At 72.8% G+C, this 15040-nt stretch carries 13 protein-coding genes; 7 read left to right on the top strand and 6 right to left on the bottom strand.

The genetic code is table 11. The features are described 5' to 3' along the window. Window positions 1–22: 22 nt before the first annotated feature. Genes ACFYTT_RS20015 through fdxA form a run of 3 tightly spaced genes read right to left on the bottom strand, consistent with a single transcriptional unit; the run spans window position 23 to window position 2447 of the window. On the bottom strand, window positions 23–1015 hold the full coding sequence (locus tag ACFYTT_RS20015; RefSeq protein WP_387261043.1) for a prephenate dehydrogenase: 993 nt from the start codon (window positions 1013–1015) through the stop codon (window positions 23–25). Further along, window positions 1015–2124 carry a succinyldiaminopimelate transaminase gene (gene dapC, locus ACFYTT_RS20010; protein WP_387261645.1) on the bottom strand — a complete coding sequence of 370 codons (1110 nt, stop codon included), beginning with the start codon at window positions 2122–2124 and terminating at the stop codon, window positions 1015–1017. The genes ACFYTT_RS20015 and dapC overlap by 1 nt, the downstream gene beginning before the upstream one ends. Then, entirely contained in the window at window positions 2121–2447 is a 327-nt protein-coding gene (gene fdxA / locus ACFYTT_RS20005; RefSeq protein WP_030490464.1) for a ferredoxin, read from the bottom strand. Before fdxA ends, dapC begins: the two co-directional genes overlap by 4 nt. A gap of 79 nt (window positions 2448–2526) precedes the next feature. On the opposite strand from fdxA, the gene ACFYTT_RS20000 reads away from it, so the two are divergent. After that, entirely contained in the window at window positions 2527–3501 is a 975-nt protein-coding gene (locus tag ACFYTT_RS20000) for a GNAT family N-acetyltransferase (RefSeq protein ID WP_387261040.1), read from the top strand. Between the two features lie 28 nt (window positions 3502–3529). On the opposite strand, the gene ACFYTT_RS19995 is transcribed toward ACFYTT_RS20000, so the two are convergent. The 3 genes from ACFYTT_RS19995 to mshB form a co-directional block, all read right to left on the bottom strand. Further along, window positions 3530–3994 (bottom strand): hypothetical protein, encoded by a 465-nt coding sequence (locus ACFYTT_RS19995; protein WP_131056368.1) that lies wholly within the window; start codon window positions 3992–3994, stop codon window positions 3530–3532. Window positions 3995–4072: 78 nt separating this feature from the next. After that, complete coding sequence (locus ACFYTT_RS19990) at window positions 4073–4510, bottom strand: hypothetical protein (RefSeq protein WP_131056371.1); 438 nt, start codon at window positions 4508–4510, stop codon at window positions 4073–4075. Window positions 4511–4524: 14 nt separating this feature from the next. Continuing rightward, window positions 4525–5451: an N-acetyl-1-D-myo-inositol-2-amino-2-deoxy-alpha-D-glucopyranoside deacetylase gene (gene mshB / locus ACFYTT_RS19985; protein ID WP_387261037.1), complete on the bottom strand. Its 927-nt coding sequence runs from the start codon at window positions 5449–5451 to the stop codon at window positions 4525–4527. Window positions 5452–5537: 86 nt separating this feature from the next. On the opposite strand from mshB, the gene ACFYTT_RS19980 reads away from it, so the two are divergent. The 6 genes from ACFYTT_RS19980 (at window position 5538) to ACFYTT_RS19955 (ending at window position 14909) form a co-directional block, all read left to right on the top strand. Next, complete coding sequence (locus ACFYTT_RS19980; RefSeq protein WP_176095177.1) at window positions 5538–7685, top strand: prolyl oligopeptidase family serine peptidase; 2148 nt, start codon at window positions 5538–5540, stop codon at window positions 7683–7685. Between the two features lie 145 nt (window positions 7686–7830). Next, window positions 7831–9267, top strand: a complete 1437-nt coding sequence (locus ACFYTT_RS19975; protein WP_176095178.1) for a TldD/PmbA family protein — start codon at window positions 7831–7833, stop codon at window positions 9265–9267. 129 nt (window positions 9268–9396) lie between these two features. Then, window positions 9397–10791, top strand: a complete 1395-nt coding sequence (locus ACFYTT_RS19970; RefSeq protein WP_387261034.1) for a TldD/PmbA family protein — start codon at window positions 9397–9399, stop codon at window positions 10789–10791. A 270-nt stretch (window positions 10792–11061) separates the two neighbouring features. Then, entirely contained in the window at window positions 11062–11874 is an 813-nt protein-coding gene (locus tag ACFYTT_RS19965; protein WP_131052709.1) for a hypothetical protein, read from the top strand. A gap of 11 nt (window positions 11875–11885) precedes the next feature. Continuing rightward, a complete protein-coding gene (locus ACFYTT_RS19960; protein WP_131052710.1) occupies window positions 11886–13835 on the top strand; it encodes a fumarate reductase/succinate dehydrogenase flavoprotein subunit in 1950 nt (649 codons plus the stop codon). Between the two features lie 3 nt (window positions 13836–13838). Then, window positions 13839–14909 carry a succinate dehydrogenase/fumarate reductase iron-sulfur subunit gene (locus ACFYTT_RS19955; RefSeq protein WP_387261031.1) on the top strand — a complete coding sequence of 357 codons (1071 nt, stop codon included), beginning with the start codon at window positions 13839–13841 and terminating at the stop codon, window positions 14907–14909. The last annotated feature ends 131 nt before the right edge of the window (window positions 14910–15040 follow it).

The raw sequence follows: 15040 nt of genomic DNA, 5'->3' as shown, positions 1-15040 counted from the left end.
CCGATGCGTCCCGCCCGACGGATCAGCCGGCCTGCGGGAGCTGCGCAGTGTACGAGACCACCTCGTCGAGGACCCGGCACCCGCTGAGGTGACCGCCCGCCGCGCCCAGCCCGGTCAGCCAGGCGACCTCGGCGGTGGCCTCACCGTCGACCGGGAACGGGCGGACCGTCGGTTGGTACGGCCGTCCGGCGAGGGCGACCCGGGCGGCACCCGCCTCGGCGTACCGGGCGGTGAGCGCGTCACCGTCGACGGCTCGCAGCGCCTCGGTCAGCTCGTCGAGGTAGGCGGTGACCTCGGCCAGGGCGGCCAGCACCTGCTCACGGTTGCCGCGCAGCATGTTCGCGGTGCGCGGGGCCGGGGTGCCGGCGACCCGGGTGCCGTCGCGGAAGCTGCCGGCGGCCAGCGTCAGCACGGCGTCGCGCAGCGGCGAGCGCTGGGCGGCACCGGCCAGGGCACCGGCGAGCAGGTGCGGCACGTGCGAGGAGAGCGCGACCACGGCGTCGTGCCGGTCCGCCGCCATCGGCACCACCCGGGCCCCGATCACCTCGGTGACCAGGGCGGCCAGCCGGCGGAACGCGCCCAGCCCGTCCGGCGCGGGACAGAGCACCCAGGCGGCGCCCACGAACAGCTCGGGCCGGGCCGCACCGAGACCGGCCCGGTCGGTGCCGGCCATCGGATGACCGGGCACGAAGCGGTGGGTCAGGCCCCGGGTCGCGGCGAATGCGGCCAGCTCGGCCTTGGTGCTGCCGACGTCGGTGAGCAGGCAGTCCGGCCCGGTCGCCGCGGCCACCTCGACCAGGGTCTCCGGCAGGGTCGGCAGCGGCCCGCCGAGGAACACCACGTCCCGGCCGGCCACCGCGTCGGTCAGCCGCTCGGAGGTGGGTACGCCGGCCAGCCGGGCCTGGCGGCGGGTCGCGTCGTCCGGGTCCCAGCCCGTCACGTCCAGCCCGGCGGCGTGCAGCCGGAGCAGCACCGACCCGCCGATCAGGCCGGTGCCGACCACCGCCGCGCGCATCAGGGGCCGGCGAGGCGGGCGGCGACGGCGGCGACCCGCTCGTCGGACTCGGTCAGCGCCACCCGGACGTACTGCCCGGCGGTGGGCCCGTAGAAGACACCGGCGGCGACCAGGATGCCGCGCCGGGCCAGCCAGTCGACCGTGTCCCAGCAGTCCTCGCCCCGGGTCAGCCAGAGGTAGAGCCCCGCCTCGGAGTGCTCGACGGTGAACCCGGCCCCGGTGAACGCGGCCCGCAGGGCCTCCCGGCGCGCCCGGTAACGCTCCCGCTGCGCGGTGGCGTGCTCCTCGTCGTGCAGCGCGGCCACCATCGCCGACTGCACCGGCTTGGGCACGATCATCCCCGCGTGCTTGCGGATCTTGAGCAGCTCGGCCACCAGAGCGGGGTCACCGGCCACGAACCCCGCCCGGTACCCGGCGAGGTTGGACCGCTTGGAGAGCGAGTGCACGGCCAGCACCGAGTCGTACGAGCCGCCGCAGACCTCCGGCGAGAGCACCGAGACCGGCTCGGCGTCCCAGCCCAGCGGCAGGTAACACTCGTCGCTGGCGACCACGGCGCCACGCTCCCGTGCCCAGTCCACCACCTTGCGCAGGTGGGCGGCGGGCAGCACCCGGCCGGTCGGGTTGCCCGGCGAGTTGACCCAGACCAGGCGTACCCGGGAGGTCGGACCGACCGCGGTCAGCGAGTCGGCGCGGACCGTGGTGGCCCCGGCCAGCCGGGCCCCGTCCTCGTAGGTGGGGTAGGCCACCGACGGCACCACCACGACGTCACCCGGCCCCAGCCCCAGCAGGGTCGGCAACCAGGCGACCAGCTCCTTCGACCCGATCGTCGGCAGCACCCCGAGCCCGTCGACGCCCGCCCCGCAGGACCGGGCCACCCAGGCCGTGATCGCCGCACGCAGGTCCGGGGTACCGGCGGTGAGCGGGTACCCCGGTGCGTCCGACGCCTCGGCCAGCGCACGCCGGATCACCTCGGGCACCGGATCGACCGGCGTGCCCATGGAGAGGTTGATCAGGCCGTCCGGATGCGCCGCGGCCAGGGTCGCCGCGGCGTCCAGCGTGTCCCAGGTGAACTCGGGCAGCCGCGACGAGACCGGCGCGGGGGCGTTCAGTGCCCCTCGCCGCGCGGCGGCTGCGCGGCGACGAAGGTGGCGTCCTTCTCCACCTTGCCGACCTTTGAGGCACCCCCGGGCGAGCCCAGGTCCTCGAAGAACTCGTAGTTTGCGCCGGTGTAGTCCTTCCACTGCTCGGGGACGTCGTCCTCGTAGAAGATCGCCTCGACCGGGCACACAGGCTCACAGGCACCACAGTCGACGCACTCGTCGGGGTGGATGTAGAGCATCCGGTTGCCCTCGTAAATGCAGTCGACCGGGCATTCCTCGATGCATGCCTTGTCGAGCACATCCACGCACGGCTCGGCGATGATGTAGGTCACCGGTCTTCTCCTCCGCAAGACTCGTCGCGATCACACGCGACGGTAAGAGCCTAGTATCTCGCCGGGGAGGAGGTCGATCGTGCTCCGAGAGCAGGATGTGGGACACCGGATCGTGGTCCGGCGGATCGTGGGCTCACGCGCCGGTCGGCCGGTGTTCACCGACGCCCTCGGCGAGCTGGTCGAGCTGACCGAGACCCACCTCACGATGACCACCCGGCAGGGTCGGCTGCGCGTACCGATCGCCGAGGTGCACCGCGCCAAACGGGTCCCGCCGACCCGCCGGCCCACCGCCGACGCCGTGGTCGAGCTGGAACTCGCCGCCGACGAGGCGTGGCCGGCGCCCGTCCGGGGTCGGCTCGGCGACTGGCTGCTGCGCTCCGCCGACGGCTGGACCGGCCGCGCCAACTCCGCGCTGCCGGTCGGCGACCCCGACCGGCCGCTGCCGGCCGCACTCGACGCGGTCGAGCGCTGGTACGCCGAACGGGGCCGGCCGGCGATCGTCAACACGCCGTTGCCGCTGGCCGCACCGGTCGGCGCCGAACTCGACCTGCGCGGCTGGGAGAGCCGCCCGCTGGTGCTGGTGCAGACCGTGCCGCTGGCCGCCCTGACCGCACCCGACGGCCGGGTTACCCGCGCGGCCACCGCCGCCGGACCCGCCGTCGAACTGGCCGCCGCGCCGACGGACGACTGGCTCACGGTGGCCGCCGGCCGCAAGGGCGGGCTGCCGGCCGCCGCCCGGCACGTGCTCACCGCCGTCGGACAGGTCCGCTTCGCGCACGCGTACGACGGGGACACGCTGGTCGGGGTCGGCCGGGGCACCGTCACCGGCGCGGGCCGCTGGCTCGGACTGTCCCTGATCGAGGTGCTGCCCGAGGCCCGCCGCCGAGGGGTGGCCGTGGCCGTCATCGGCGCGCTCGCCGAGTGGGCCGGCACGGCCGGCGCCACCGACGTGTTCCTCCAGGTCGAACAGCACAACGTGCCCGCCGTGACGCTCTACCGGACGCTGGGCTTCACCACCCACCACACCTACCGGAGCCGGATCGCCCCGAGCTGACGGCGCGGCCCGTGCCGGGCGTACCCGGTCAGCGACGCACGCTGCGACGCGGCTTGCCCGAGCCGCTCTCGGCGTACTCCTGGAGGCTCTGCGACCGGTGGTCGCGGCCCAGCGTGGTGAGCAGCAGGTAACCCAGGATCGTGCCGACGGTGGTCGCGACGAGGTAGAGCACGACCTGCCAGAAGAAGGTGGCGCTGCCGTCGGCGAACGGGCTCCGGCCCACCAGCAGCGGCCCGACGAACATGGTCAGCGCGAGCGCGATGCCGATCGCGCCGGCCAGCTCGGGGCCCCACTGGGCCACCGGACGCGACTGGCCCCACGAGTAGGCCATCCCGGCCAGGATCAACCCGATCACCGCGAACATCCCGAGGGTCACCCGGTCGGCGGCGGCCTCGTCACCGTCGAAGCCGAACCGGATCACCAGTCGGGCGACCACGTTGACCGCGAACAACGCGATCGCGAGCACTCCGATCGCGCGCCACCGCTGCCCCATCGCACGCCTCCCGCCGTACCGCCCGCCCCGGTGGCGGGCCTCCTGGCAGGAATGTCTATCACCCGGGACGGGGTGGCGTCAGTACCGCCTGGACGGCGGGTTCGGCGCGAGGATCGACCGGAACGCCATCACCGCGAAGGTCATCGACCCGGCCACCACCAACGTGAGCCCCACCCAGTTGCCGACCAGCAGCACGTCGCCCTCGGTGGTCCGGTCGGCCGCCGCCACCATGATCACGACCCACGGCAGCGCCGGCAGCACCACCGCCCACCGGGACCCCACCGTCTCCATGGCGAACCAGCTCAGCACGATGTTCGCGAGCACGGCCACCAGCACCGCCGCCCCGATCAGGTACCCACCGACCCGCAGCGGGGCGAGCAGCAACTCCAGCACCGCCGTCACCGCCCCGGCGACCAGGGCGACCACCCCGCCGAGCGCCCGCAGGCCGAGGTCCACGGGTCGCCGCCAGGCCCGCGCGGGCGGTGGCGGCTGGTGTCCGGGCGGGGCGACCGACATCGCGGTGGGCACGGTCACCGGAGACCGGCCGTACCGACCGGTGTGCGATCCGGGTCGTCGGCGGTCTCCAGCCCGGCGAACAGGTCCGACTCCCAGCCGTACGGGCCGCTGCCCGGTCCCTTCGCGCCCACCGCGAGGGTGAAGTACTCCACGCCCATGAACTCGGCGCCGAAGTTGCCGGCGATCGAGTAGAGCCAGGAGGTGGCCGGGATCTGGGTGGCGTGCGCCCGCATCGCCGCCTCCTTCGCGGCGTGCTGCTCGGTCGCGTCGATCCGCGCCGCGATGTCCTTGTCCGGCGTGCAGAAGGGCAGGTCGGTGGCGTTCTCGATGCCGGCGAAGGGGTTGTCCGAGGACTCCTCGAAGTGCGTCATCCCGGCCTCCAGGACGCTCTGCGGCATGGCCGTCCAGTAGACCTTCGCCGGGGCGATCCCGCAGGCGGCGGCCAGCTCGACGGCCCGCATCGCCACCCGGTGCGCCTGGATGTGGTCGGGGTGGCCGTAGAAGCCGTTCCCGTCGTAGGTGATCACCACCTGCGGGCGTACCTCCCGGATCACCTCCAGCAGCTGGCCGGCGGCCTCGTCCAGGTCGGCCTGCCAGAAGGCGCGCGGGTGGTCGTTGGTGGCCAGGCCCATCATCCCCGAGTCGCGGTAGCGTCCGGCGCCACCGAGGAAGCGGTGGTCGGTCACGCCGAGCTCGGCGCAGGCGGCGGCCAGCTCGGCGATCCGGAACCCGCCGAGCTGGTCGGCCTCGGCGGCGGCGAGCCCGACCAGCTCCGGCACGTGGATCTCGCCCTCCTCGCCGAGTGTGCAGGTGACCAGGGTGACGTGGGCCCCGGTGGCGGCGTAGTGCGCCATGGTCGAACCGGTGCCGATGGACTCGTCGTCGGGGTGCGCGTGGACCAGCAACAGGCGGCGGTCGGGCAGCGTCGTCACGAGGGTCACTCTAACCGGCGGTTCTCGCCGATCAGCCCCGACGCGTCCGCTCGGGTCCGGCACATCGCGCTCGGCCGCCGCATACGATCTGGCCTGTGGACTTTCCCGAGCTGGCCGCCCGCACCCGCCGGTTCAGCCACGGGGCGCCGCGCGCCGTCTCCGTGGCCGACGACGGGGCCCGGGTGGTCTTCCTGCGTTCCGCGGGGCCGGAGAACCCGGCCGACGCGCTCTGGCAGCTGGACGTGGCGAGCGGCGAGGAACACCTGGTCGCCGACCCGGTCGCGCTGCTCGGCGAGGACGCCGACCCGGCCGCGCTCAGCCCCGGCGAACGGGCCCGACGGGAGCGGCTGCGGCTCTCCGCCGCCGGCATCGGCGCGTACGCCCTGGACGCCGCCGGCCGGGTGGCGGTGTTCGCACTGGCCGGTCGGCTGTTCCGGGCCGACCTGGTGCACGGCGACGTGATCGAGGTGCCGGCCGCCGGCCCGGTCCTCGATCCCCGGCCGGACCCGACCGGCCAACGGCTCGCGTACGTCACCGACGCCGCCGAGGGGGTACGCCGGGGCGAACTGCGGATCGTCGACGTCGACGGCACCGACACGATCCTGGCCGGCGAGGACTCCGGGGTGCTGTGGGGGCTGGCCGAGCACATCGCGGCGGAGGAGTTCGACCGACACCGTGGCTACTGGTGGGCACCGGACGGCCGGTCGGTGCTGGCCGCCCGGGTCGACGAGTCCCGGCTGCCCCGCTGGCACCTGCACGACCCGTCGCAGCCGGCGAGCCCGCCGGTCAGCGTCGCGTACCCGGTGGCCGGTGGACCCAACGCGGAGGTCAGCCTGCACCTGTTGGACCTCGACGGCGGCTGGGTGGACGTGCACTGGGACCGGGAGACCTACCCGTACCTGACCGCGGTGCACTGGGCCGAGGGTGCTCCGCTGGTCACCGTGCTGCGCCGCGCGCAGCAGCACGGGCTGGTGCTCGCCGTCGACCCGCGCACCGGCGAGACCCAGGTGCACGCCGAACTGGCCGACCCGCGCTGGGTGGAGCCGATCGCCGGTACGCCCGCACACCTGCCGGACGGGCGGGTGCTGGTCGGCGGCGAACTCGCCCACGACGGGTACGACGCGCGGTGCCTCTTCGCCGACGGCACCCTGCTCACCCCGCCCTCGCTCTACGTCCGCCGGGTGGTGGGCCGGCTGGCCACCGGCACCGGGCCGGCGGACCTGCTGGTCGAGGCGAGCGACGGCGAACCGAGCGAGCAGCACCTGTTCCGGGTCCGCACCAGCATCGGCGGCGGCGTCGACGCCCGCCGCCTGACCAGCGACGCGGGATGGCACCACGGTGCGGTCGGCGGGGACGTGCTGGTCGTCGGCGTCGCCTCGCTCGACCACCCGGGTGTGCGGTGGACGGTCCGGCAGGGCGACCGCGAGGTGGCCGTGCTCCGGTCGCTGGCGGCCACGCCCCGCTACTCCCCGCTGCCGCTGCTGGAACGGGTCACCGACCGACGCCTGCCCTCGGCCGTGCTCTACCCGGACAACCACGTCACCGGCCGTCGGCTGCCGGTGCTGCTCGACGTGTACGGCGGGCCGGGGCACCAGGAGGTGGTCGCCACCCGCGCGGCCTGGCTGGAACGGCAGTGGTGGGCCGACGCCGGCTTCGCGGTGGTGGTGGTCGACAACCGGGGTACGCCCGGCATCGCGCCGTCGTTCGAGAAGGCCATCCACCGGCGGCTCGCCGACGTGATCCTGCTCGACCAGGTGGAGGCGCTGACCGCGCTCGCCGACAAGCACCCGGACCTGGACCTGTCCCGGGTCGGGGTACGCGGCTGGTCGTTCGGCGGCTGGCTGGCCGGGCTCGCGGTGCTGCGCCACCCCGAGCTGTTCAAGTGCGGGATCGCCGGCGCGCCGGTGACCGACTGGGCCCTCTACGACACCGCGTACACCGAGCGTTATCTCGGCCTGCCCGACGACGGCCCGGACGTGTACGCCCATCACTCGCTGGTGGAGGCGGCCGCCGAGCCGCCCACCGACCCGGCGCAGGCCCGGCCGCTGCTGCTGGTGCACGGCATGGTGGACGACAACGTGGTGGCCGCGCACACGCTGCGGTTCTCGGCCGCGCTGCTGGCCGCCGGCCGACCGCACTCGGTGCTGCCGCTGACCGGTGCGACGCACATGGCCGCCGGTGGGCTCGCCGAGCGCCTCCTGCGCCTGGAACTCGACTTCCTCCGCACCCACCTGTCCGTGTAAGGAAGGGCACCTTACTAACGCCTCGTGCATAGCAGGGGACCCCTCCTTACATCTCAGGGCCCGGCACGGCACGAGCCGTCCGTCGCGCGTACGTCGGTCGGCTGGCCTAGGGTCGGCCCATGAGCGAGCACGACGGGGTGCGGGGATGACCGAGTTCGACGCGGCCGAGGTCGCCGTGCAGGCCGCGCTGGACGCCGGCGCCAGGTACGCGGACGTCCGCGTGATGCACCGGCGCTACGAGTCGATGACGGCCCGCAACGGCGAGGTGGAGGCACTGACCCAGGACGAGAGCATCGGGCTGGGCGTCCGCGCGCTGGTCGGGTCGAGCTGGGGCTTCCACGCCGTACCCGAGGTCTCCGACGCGACCGCCCGTGACGCCGGCCGGCGGGCGGCACGGATCGCCGCCGCGAGCGCGCGGGTGCCCGGCCCCCCGGTGGACCTGGTGCCGTCGACGCCGACCACGGCGACCTGGGCCTCGCCGTGCGAGGTGGATCCGCTCGGCGTCTCGCTGGCCGCCAAGGGTGACCTGCTGGTGGCGGCGACCCGCACGATGGCCGAGCACGGCGCCGACCTGACCGAGGGCCTCTACCAGGTCTGGGACACCTCGAAGTGGTTCGTCTCCAGCGAGGGCCACCGCATCGACCAGCACATCCGCGAGTGCGGTGCGGGCATCTCGGCCACCTCGGTCGGCGACGGCGAGACGCAGCGCCGGTCCTGGCCGAGCTATCGCGGGCAGTACGGCACCACCGGCTGGGAACTGGTCGACTCACTGGACCTGACCGCGCACGCGGCCCGCATCGCGGAGGAGTCCCGGGCGCTGCTGACCGCGCCGCTCTGCCCGGCCGGCGAGACCGACCTGATCCTCGGCGGCGAGCAGTTGGCGCTCCAGATCCACGAGTCGGTCGGGCACGCCATCGAACTCGACCGCATCCTCGGGTGGGAGGCGGCCTTCGCCGGCACGTCCTGGCTGGACCTCGACCGGCTCGGCTCGCTGCGCTATGGCTCCGACCTGATGAACATCACCATCGACCCGACCATCCCCGGCGCGCTGGGCAGCTTCGGCTACGACGACGAGGGCTCACCGGCGGTCCGGCGTGACGCGGTCCGGGACGGGCGGTGGGTGGGCGTGCTGGCCGGCCGGGACTCGGCCGCCGTCGCGGGCCTGGACTACGGCGGCAGCGTACGCGCCGACGGCTGGGCCCGGCTGCCGATGGTGCGGATGACCAACGTGGGCCTGGAACCCGGCCCGCACACCCTGGAGGAGATCGTCGCCGCCACCGACGAGGGGGTGCTGATGGACGTCAACCGGTCCTGGTCGATCGACGACAAGCGGCTCAACTTCCAGTTCGGCTGCGAGATCGGCTGGGAGATCCGCAACGGCCGGCGCGGGCGGATGGTCCGCAATCCCACGTACACCGGCATCGGGCCGCAGTTCTGGCGCTCGATGGACATGCTCTCCTCCGAGATCGTCCCCTGGGGCACCCCGAACTGCGGCAAGGGCCAGCCGGGACAGACCGGCCACACCGGCCATCCGGCGGCGCCGGCCCGCTTCCGCGGCGTCCGGGTAGGAGTGCGCGCATGAGCGAGCGAATCGTCAGACTCAGCCGACATGACGGCACGCAGCGAAGCGGAGTGGCGTCATGAACGAGCGCAGCGAGCGAATCATCAAGCTCAGCCAAAATGACGGCACGCAGCGAAGCGGAGTGGCGTCATGAACGAGCTGGAGCTGGCCGGGCGGGTGGTGGAGTTGGTCGCCCGGCTGGGCGGGACGGACGCCCAGGCCGAGGTGACGGTGTCCCGGGGCGAGTTGGCGTTGACCCGGTTCGCGAACTCGGCGATCCACCAGAACGTCGCCGAGTCCGCCGTGGAGGTCCGGCTGCGGCTGCACCTGGCGGGGCGTACCGCCACCGGGGTGGGCAGCGCGGTCAGCACCGACGGGTTGCGCGCGCTGGTGGAGCGGGTGGTGGCGGCGACCCGCTTCACGCCGCCGGACCGGGGCTGGCCCGGCCTGACCCCGCCGACGACGATGCCGGCACCGGCGCTCTGGGACGTCGCCACCGCCGACGCCGGTCCGGACGAGCGGGCCGATCTGGTGCGGGCCTTCGTCGACGCGGCCGACGGGTTGGAGACGGCCGGCTACTGCCGCACCGCCCACCGGTCGGTGGCGTTCGCCAACTCGGCCGGACACTCGGCGCAGGGTCGCACGGCGGAGGCCGCGATGGACGGGATCGCCCGGGCCGGTGGCGCGGACGGGATGGCCCGGCACTGCGTCGACCGGCTGGCCGACCTCGACGGCGCCGCTCTCGGGCGACGGGCCGCCGCGAAGGCGCGGGCGGCCCTGGACCCGATCGAGTTGGCGCCGGGGCGGTACCCGGTGGTGCTGGAGCCGGCCGCGGTGGCGGACCTGTTGCAGAACCTCGCCTGGTACGGCTTCAACGGCAAGCGGTACGCCGAGCGGCAGTCGTTCGCCGAGCCCGGAACGGCGCAGCTCGACCCGGCGGTGACACTCGTCGACGATCCGCTCGGCGCCAGCGGGTTGCCGTTCGACCTGGAGGGCACGCCGACCGGCACGGTGACCCTGGTGGACGCGGGCACCACCACGGCGGTGGCACATGACCGGCGTAGCGCCGCCGAGTCGGGCACCACCTCGACCGGTCACGCCGCGCCCGGCAGCGCCACGTTCGGTCCGATGCCGCGCAACCTGCGGCTGGTCCCGTCCGGTCGGGCCGAGGCGGTGGAGACGGTCGGGGCGACGGTGCCGCCGACCGGGGCGGTGGCGGACGCCGACACCGCGGCCCTGGTCTCCCGGATGGGGCGTGGCCTGCTGGTCAGCGACCTCTGGTACACCCGGGTGCTCGATCCGAAGAGTCTCGTGGTGACCGGGCTGACCCGTAACGGGGTCTGGCTGGTCGAGGAGGGTCGGGTCACCCGCGCGGTCCGGGACCTGCGCTTCACCGAGTCGTACCCCCGGGCGCTGGCGCCGGGCGGGGTGCTGGAGGTGGGTCGCCGGGCGGTACGCCAGCCGGACCGCTTCGACGGTGTCTGGCGGGAGGCGCCGTCGCTGCGGTTGGCCGCGTGGAACTTCACCGGCGGGGCGTCCGGCTGACCAGCTCATCGGCCGTTTGTCGATCTTTTTCGGACGCTCACATATTGATCATGGCGAGAGACTTTCCAAAGTTCGGGACACACGGGACACTGCCTTGCGCGGACGGCCCGCCTAGATCGGCGTAACGTGTGTCACTTAGCTGCGCCGACAAACCCGGTGCGGTCGTTGGTGTGCGCATGACGTGGCACGTGGGCGCGGGATGACCGGTCCGCCTGCCGACCGGAAGTGTTCCGCCGCCCGTGACAGGGCCCCGTCAGGGAGACGACGCGAATGACATCATCGGCAACGAAACCGAAACCGCGGGGGGCGCGGGCACGTGCCGCCATCGCGGCGAAGACGTTGCGTACGGACCGTTGGTGGCTCGCGCCACTGATCACCGTCATCGGGCTCGGCGCATGGATCACGTACGCGACGGTCCGGGTCTTCATGCACCGGTGGTACTGGGTCGAGGAGTACCACTACCTGACCCCGTTCTACTCCCCCTGCGTGACCGACCGGTGCATTCCGGAGGCGTCGCACTTCGGGCAGTACCTGCCGGGCTGGTGGATCATCCCGGACGCCGCGTTCACCCTGCCGTTCCTGCTGCTGTTCCGGCTCACCTGCTACTACTACCGCAAGGCGTACTACCGGTCGTTCTGGCTCTCGCCGCCGGCCTGCGCGGTGCCCGACGGTCACGCCAGCTACGGCGGCGAGACCCGGTTCCCGCTGATCGTGCAGAACTCGCACCGGTACTTCTTCTACTTCGCCGCGATCATCTCGTTGATCAATACCTGGGACGCGATCGCCGCCTTCCGCAGTCCCGAGGGCTTCGGCTTCGGCCTGGGCAACCTGATCCTGGTCGGCAACGTGGTGATGCTCTGGGCGTACACCATCTCCTGCCACTCCTGCCGGCACATCATCGGCGGACGGCTCAAGAACTTCTCCAAGCATCCGGTCCGCTACCGGGCCTGGGGCTTCGTCTCCTGGCTGAACGTCCGGCACATGCAGCTCGCCTGGATCACCCTCGGCACGTTGGCGCTGACCGACTTCTACGTCATGTCGATCGCCGCCGGGTGGATCTCCGACCTGCGGTTCATCAACTAAGGGCCCCCGACATGACCAATCCTCAGCACGGACCGAGCACCACCACCCGCATCGAGCGACACCACTACGACGTCGTCGTGATCGGGGCCGGCGGCGCCGGCCTGCGCGCGGCGATCGAGGCGCGGCTGGCCGGCAAGAAGACCGCCATCATCTCCAAGTCGCTGTTCGGCAAGGCGCACACGGTGATGGCCGAGGGCGGCGCCGCGGCGGCCATGGGGAACGTGAACAGCCGGGACAACTGGCAGGTGCACTTCCGGGACACCATGCGCGGCGGCAAGTTCCTGAACAACTTCCGGATGGCGGAGCTGCACGCGAAGGAGTCGCCGCAGCGGATCTGGGAGCTGGAGACGTACGGGGCGTTGTTCGACCGTACGAAGGACGGCAAGATCTCGCAGCGCAACTTCGGCGGCCACGAGTACCCCCGGTTGGCGCACGTCGGCGACCGGACCGGCCTGGAGCTGATCCGCACCCTCCAGCAAAAGATCGTCTCCCTGCAGCAGGAGGACAAGCGCGACCACGGCTCGTACGACGCCCGGATCAAGGTCTTCGCCGAGACCACCATCACCGAACTGCTGCTCGACGGTGACCGGGTCGCCGGCGCGTTCGGCTACTACCGGGAGTCCGGGGAGTTCGTCCTCTTCGAGGCGCCCGCCGTGGTGCTCGCCACCGGCGGCGTCGGTCGCTCCTACAAGGTCACCTCGAACTCGTGGGAGTACACCGGGGACGGCCACGCGCTGGCGCTGCGTGCCGGGGCGACCCTGATCAACATGGAGTTCCTCCAGTTCCACCCCACCGGCATGGTCTGGCCGGTCTCGGTCAAGGGCATCCTGGTCACCGAGTCGGTACGCGGTGACGGCGGCGTGCTCAAGAACTCCGAGGGCAAGCGGTTCATGTTCGACTACGTCCCCGACGTCTTCCGCAAGCAGTACGCGGAGACCGAGGAGGAGGCGGACCGCTGGTACACCGACCCGGACAACAACCGGCGCCCGCCGGAGCTGCTGCCCCGCGACGAGGTGGCCCGGGCGATCAACACCGAGGTCAAGGAGGGGCGGGGCACCCCGGCCGGCGGCGTCTACCTGGACATCGCCTCCCGACTGCCGGCCGAGGAGATCCGTCGCCGCCTGCCGTCGATGCACCACCAGTTCAAGGGACTGGCCGACGTCGACATCACCAAGGAACCGATGGAGGTCGGCCCGACCTGCCACTACGTGATGGGCGGCATCGAGGTCGACCCGGACAGCGGTGCCGCGCACGGATCGGTGCGGGGCCTGTTCGCCGCCGGTGAGGTCTCCGGCGGGATGCACGGCTCGAACCGGCTGGGCGGCAACTCCCTCTCCGACCTGCTGGTCTTCGGCAAGCGCGCGGGTGGCCACGCGGCCACCTACCTCGACCAGCTCGGCGGGCGCCCCCGGGTGGCCGTGGAGGCGGTGGAGCACGCGGTGGAGACCGCGCTGGCCCCGCTGCACCGGGACACCGGCGAGAACCCGTACACCCTCCAGCAGGACCTCCAGGCGGTGATGGGCGACCTGGTCGGCATCATCCGGCGGGAGGCCGAACTGGAGGACGCGCTGGTCCGGCTGGCCGAGCTGCGCGAGCGGGTGGCGAAGGTCAGCGCCTCCGGCGGCCGGCGTTACAACCCCGGCTGGCACCTCGCGCTGGACCTGCGCAACATGCTGGTCGTGTCGGAGTGCACCGCCAAGGCGGCGTTGGAACGCCGCGAGTCGCGCGGCGGCCACACCCGCGAGGACCACCCGACGATGGATCCGCAGTGGCGCCGGGTCAACCTGGTCTGCTCGCTGGAGGGCGACACCGTCCGGCTGGAGCGCAAGCCGCTGCCGAAGATGCGGACCGAACTGATCGGCCTCTTCGACCGCGCGGAGCTGGCCAAGTACCTGACCGACGAGGAACTGGCCGAGTTCGACGCCGTCGCCGCCGCTGACGCTGCCGGGAAGGAGAGCTGAGGAATGGGTACGAAGCGCAACTTCCGGATCTGGCGGGGTGACGCCGACGGGGGTGACCTGCAGGACTACGCCATCGAGGTGAACGAGGGCGAGGTGGTCCTCGACGTGCTCCACCGCCTGCAGGCGACCGACGCGCCCGACCTGGCGTGCCGGTGGAACTGCAAGGCGGGCAAGTGCGGCTCCTGTTCGATGGAGATCAACGGGATGCCGAAGCTCAGCTGCATGGCCCGGATGTCGACGTTCGAGGAGAACGAGACGGTCACGGTGACGCCGCTGCGCACCTTCCCGGTGATCCGGGACCTGGTCACCGACGTGTCGTTCAACTACGAGAAGGCGCGCGAGACCCCGGCCTTCGCACCCCCGGCCGACCTGGCCCCCGGCGACTACCGGATGCAGCAGGTCGACGTGGAGCGCTCGCAGGAGTTCCGCAAGTGCATCGAGTGCTTCCTGTGCCAGAACGTCTGCCACGTGATCCGTGACCACGACGAGAACAAGCCGGCGTTCTCCGGGCCGAGGTACTTCATCCGGGCCGCCGAGCTGGACATGCACCCGCTGGACACCAGGACCGACCGCAAGGAGTACGCGCAGACGGAACAGGGTCTCGGCTTCTGCAACATCACCAAGTGCTGCACCGAGGTCTGCCCCGAGCACATCAAGATCACCGACAACGGGATCATCCCCATGAAGGAACGGGTCGTCGATCGCAGGTATGATCCACTCGTATGGCTCGGTAGCAAGATCTTCCGGAGGGGTCAGGTGCCTCAGACCAGCGTGACCAGCGAACACACCCCGGGCGCCGTGCGCTCCAGCGCCAGCGGCCACGGCGTGCACTCGCACGCGGGCGGCTCCCACGACACCGACGCCGAGGTGCAGGCCCAGCAGGGCGTCAACTGGCACCGCGAGGTGCCCCGGCCGACCGCCCCGGCGGTCGACGCGAGCGGCAAGCTGCCGCTGACGGAGCTCACCTTCGACCGGGCGGCGGCCCCCTCGCCCTTCGGCGACGACGTGACCTTCCCGCTGCCCCCGGAGCACCTCAACTTCGCGCATCCGGAGCAGGACGACACGAAGCACTGACACCCGTTTCGACCGGGGGGGGGGGGGGGGGCCCCCCCCCCCCCCCCCCCCCCCCCCCCCCCCCCCCCCACCGCGCCCCACAACCACCCAGGCGGGGGGGGCACGACGCCGCCCCGCGCCGCCGCCGCCCC

This window comes from Micromonospora sp. NPDC003816 (genome assembly GCF_042874705.1).
Lineage (GTDB): Bacteria > Actinomycetota > Actinomycetes > Mycobacteriales > Micromonosporaceae > Micromonospora.
Note: the sequence above shows the minus strand (reverse complement) of the source record. Positions and strands in the feature narration are given on the sequence as shown.

Excerpts from the sequence above, each read along its gene's own strand:
- ACFYTT_RS20015 (WP_387261043.1), bottom strand. The coding sequence starts at position 1,015 with ATGCGCGCGGCGGTGGTCGGCACCGGCCTGATCGGCGGGTCGGTGCTG.
- ACFYTT_RS19995 (WP_131056368.1), bottom strand. The coding sequence starts at position 3,994 with ATGGGGCAGCGGTGGCGCGCGATCGGAGTGCTCGCGATCGCGTTGTTC.
- ACFYTT_RS19990 (WP_131056371.1), bottom strand. The coding sequence starts at position 4,510 with ATGTCGGTCGCCCCGCCCGGACACCAGCCGCCACCGCCCGCGCGGGCC.
- ACFYTT_RS19975 (WP_176095178.1), top strand. The coding sequence starts at position 7,831 with ATGACCGAGTTCGACGCGGCCGAGGTCGCCGTGCAGGCCGCGCTGGAC.
- ACFYTT_RS19970 (WP_387261034.1), top strand. The coding sequence starts at position 9,397 with ATGAACGAGCTGGAGCTGGCCGGGCGGGTGGTGGAGTTGGTCGCCCGG.
- ACFYTT_RS19965 (WP_131052709.1), top strand. The coding sequence starts at position 11,062 with ATGACATCATCGGCAACGAAACCGAAACCGCGGGGGGCGCGGGCACGT.
- ACFYTT_RS19960 (WP_131052710.1), top strand. The coding sequence starts at position 11,886 with ATGACCAATCCTCAGCACGGACCGAGCACCACCACCCGCATCGAGCGA.
- ACFYTT_RS19955 (WP_387261031.1), top strand. The coding sequence starts at position 13,839 with ATGGGTACGAAGCGCAACTTCCGGATCTGGCGGGGTGACGCCGACGGG.